The 3659-nt window shown below is 57.4% G+C and carries 3 protein-coding genes and 1 pseudogene; 2 read left to right on the top strand and 2 right to left on the bottom strand.

Annotated elements, in window-relative coordinates; genetic code table 11:
- Nucleotides 1-171: 171 nt before the first annotated feature.
- Nucleotides 172-1107, bottom strand: a complete 936-nt coding sequence (locus FQ320_RS20130) for a LysR substrate-binding domain-containing protein (protein ID WP_187393998.1) — start codon at nt 1105-1107, stop codon at nt 172-174.
- Nucleotides 1108-1216: 109 nt separating this feature from the next.
- Between FQ320_RS20130 and FQ320_RS20125 the strand changes: the two genes are divergently transcribed.
- Nucleotides 1217-2119: a DMT family transporter gene (locus FQ320_RS20125; RefSeq protein WP_148475121.1), complete on the top strand. Its 903-nt coding sequence runs from the start codon at nt 1217-1219 to the stop codon at nt 2117-2119.
- A gap of 126 nt (nt 2120-2245) precedes the next feature.
- Nucleotides 2246-3436, top strand: a complete 1191-nt coding sequence (locus FQ320_RS20120; RefSeq protein WP_148475120.1) for an NADH:flavin oxidoreductase/NADH oxidase family protein — start codon at nt 2246-2248, stop codon at nt 3434-3436.
- A gap of 26 nt (nt 3437-3462) precedes the next feature.
- Here FQ320_RS20120 and FQ320_RS20115 read toward each other — a convergent pair.
- A pseudogene (locus FQ320_RS20115) lies at nt 3463-3659 on the bottom strand (hypothetical protein); the annotation flags it as partial.

Here is a 3659-nt window from a genome sequence, read left to right as displayed (position 1 = left end):
TTGCGTTCACAGCGGGCAACATCGAACGCCTGCACAGCGCAATCGGATATCGCACGCCCCAAGAAGCAGAAAAGGCTTTCCATGAAAACATGAGGCGTGTGCTTCAAGATAGGAATCGTAATAGACTTTCGGCCATTCCTCCATCTTGGAATGGCCTCAGCCGTCCAACGGTCAAAAAATTACAGATTTCGTTTGGTTTGTTTCGCCCGTGACCCAGACAATGAAGTCTCGCACTTCCGGCCTTTCAATTGCTGCCGTGGTCGCCGTGAGATCATAGCCAATATCCGTTTCGACTTTCTCGCGAAAAGGGCGAACCAGAAGTCCAGATGCAACAAAATCCTGCATGACAGGCAGGCTGCCCAGCACGACACCCTGGCCCGCGATGGCCGCCTGAACGGCGAGGTTATAGTCCCTGAATTTGATGCCCCGGCTGCTGTCAATATGCCCAACCCCAAGCCGACTAAGCCAAAGCTCCCAACCCATCCAAGCCCGCGTCGCCTTGGCCCAGTCCAGCCCCGCTAAGTCCCAGTGAATAAGCGGAACCCGATCAAGGTCTTCCAGAGACCGGATCGCGCCCTCACCTTGGGTCAGGGAGGGGGCGCAAAAGGCGCAAAGCGCTTCATCAAACAGCCGCTGCGCAACCAAACCATCCTCAGGTTCCGAGCCAAACCGGATGGCAACATCCGCAGCACCCCTGTGGAGGTCGACAAGGGCGAGAGAGGAATCGATGAGCACATCAACCTCGGGGAACGCGCTGCGAAAGCGATCGAGCCGAGGAACAAGCCACGCCGTGGCGAAAGACGGCTCGACGGAAATGATCAGCCTTTTTCGATCGTCATGGGTTCGGATCTGCGACACCCCCCGAGCGATCTGGTCAAAACCTTGCCCAATGTCATGCAACCCTGCATGACCGGCCGTAGTCAGTCGCAAGCCACTTCCATGCCGTTCAATAAGCGGCGTGTTCAGGGCACTCTCCAATTTCCGGACAAGCTGTTTTACCGCCGAGGGCGTGACGCGCAATTCGTCCGCAGCCCGAACGAAGCTGAGGTGGCGTGCTGTCGCCTCAAAAGCACGCAGCGCGTTAAGGGAAGGCATCCAGTCAGTCATAAAGAAAGATAATCTAACCTTCAGAGAGAGATCAAATGATTTGAAGTATGCCCGAGCATAAAAGATGGTGACGCAAAATCTAACCCCCATGATGTGGTAAATTCAGTCCATGGCAGACAAACAAGCGCCGCTTCTGGCAACATTCATGGTCGCCGTCACCGGTGTTATCTGGGGGTTTTACTGGATACCCGTAAGGGCGCTGACCGAGCTTGGCTTGACGGGGGCTTGGGGGACGCTGGCAATCACCATCGCTGCTGCATCGCTGCTCTCTCCCGTGGCATATCGAAGGCGACAACAGCTGTCACAAGCCGATCCCGTTGCGCTGGCCTCGCTTGCTGTGGGCGGTGCTGCCTTCGCCCTTTACTCGATCGGCTTTGTTTATGGCCGTGTGGCCATCATCGCGCTTCTCTACTCCCTGACCCCGGTTTGGAGCACCCTCATCGGCCGTTACGTCATGGGCTGGCCCATTTCGCGCCTGCGACTGGCGGCAATTCTGGTGGGCTTGGCGGGGCTTGCTGTGATGCTCGGCGCAGAAGGCGAGCTCCCCTTTCCGCGCGGAGCGGGAGAGTGGATGGCACTGGTCGCTGGCATTCTCTGGTCGATCGGCACAACAGGTATGCGCGCTAAATCAGATCTGACACCAGGCCCCTCCGCATTCATCTTTGCCATTGGGGCGGCAACGACGGCGTTGATCCTCGCACCGATCTTCGGCCCACTGCCAAGCGGCATCGGCGATATCGCAAAAACGCTCGGCTGGGCTTTGGCAACAGGTGGCTTGTGGTGGGGCATCTCCATCGCAAGTTTGATGTGGGCGACGGTTCGGCTTGAACCTGCGCGCGTCGGGCTATTGTTGATGTCAGAGGTTATCGTCGGTGCCGCCTCGGCCGCAGTGTTCGCCGCTGAGCGCCTCTCCCCGTTGGAGCTTGTTGGCGGCGCATTGGTGCTTTGCGCAGGTGTCCTCGAAATCTGGCCTGCGCGGCGACGTTGCCCAGAAACTGCTATAAATGCGTGATCAAGGTGCTCTTTCAGTGCAGATCGAAGCATGACAGGACTGGTGCCCAACCCTGCCGTGATGTGCCGCCCTGCATGTTTACGCGGAAATGCAGGTATTCGATGAAATTCAAGAGGAGCCAACCGGATGCAAAATAATGGAATACTGTTCCAACCGCTCCACCTGCCTTGCGACGTGGTCTTGAAAAACCGGATTGCGAAATCTGCGATGTCGGACTCCTTAGGTGATGGCACTGGTCATCCGACCCCTGAGCAGAACAGGCTCTATCAGCGTTGGGCGCAAGGCGGGTTGGCGGTATCGATTATTGGCGAGGTGCAGCCTACGCCCGATTATGCCGAAAAGCCCGGCAATCTGGTGCTCAGCCCGGATTCAGATCTGTCAAAGTTTCGCGAACTTGCTGAGCATGGCGCTCAGAACGGCGCGCAACTTTGGCTGCAACTCGGACACGCGGGCGCGCTTGCCTATGCGCCCATCAGCACCCCCAAGGGGCCAAGCGCGCTCGACCTGCCGGGCCTGCGGTGTGAAGAAATGACGGCGGATGAAATCCAGCAATTGCCCTTAACCTTTGCCAAGACCGCCAAGCTGGCGCAGGAGGTCGGGTTCGGAGGTGTGCAAATTCATGCAGCCCACGGGTTTTTGCTCAGCCAGTTTCTGTCTCCCTTGTTCAACAAACGCAACGACGGCTATGGCGGCACAATCGCGAACCGCATGAAGCTGTTACTTGAATCAATTGATGCCACCCGTGCGGCGGTCGGCCCCGATTTTCCAATTGCGGTCAAGCTCAACTCTTCCGACCAGCTTGAAGACGGGCTTGACGAAGATGACGCGCTCCAAGTGGTGGCCGCGCTCGACAAATCATCGGTGGATCTGATCGACATCAGCGGCGGCACGTATTTCCCCGGCGCCAAATCTGCTTCTGACAGCGCCGGAGGTGGGCCCTATTTCATCGCATTTGCCAAACGCGCCCGAACGGTAACATCCAAGCCTCTGATGTTGACCGGGGGTTTCAAAACGCGCGCGCAAGCAGAGGAGGCAATCACAAGCGGTGCAGTTGACATAATCGGCCTGGCCCGTGCGCTCGTTCTTGAACCGGCCCTTCCCGAACTCTGGATGGAAAATCATACGCCAGAGCCGGCCTTTCCACGGTTTTCAGATGCGCCGGAGGGCGGGATAACGGCGTGGTATACGATGCGGCTGACGGAAATCGGAGCTGACAAAGAGACAGACGTCGTTGGCGACCTTGGGCAAGCCATCCAAAATTATCAAGCGCGTGACGATATCCGAACAGAAATCTGGTCGCGCCATTTTGAGAGTTAGACCATTCGCACGCTTAGGCTCTGGACTCATAACCAAAAAAACACTGCTGCGGCGAGAGCGATCGCTGAGAGGAACACTTTGGGGCTTCGGTCGTAGCGCGTGGCTACGCGCCTCCAGTCCTTCAATCGCCCGAACATGATCTCGATCTGTTACCTGGCAGCGCATGTTTACATGCGTGAGAAGGCGGTTGCGCTTTCTGTAACGGCGCTTGTCGTATTTGACG

The organism is Oceaniovalibus sp. ACAM 378 (assembly GCF_008085915.1).
GTDB lineage: Bacteria > Pseudomonadota > Alphaproteobacteria > Rhodobacterales > Rhodobacteraceae > Oceaniglobus.
This window is presented reverse-complemented; position numbering and strand designations above follow the sequence as displayed.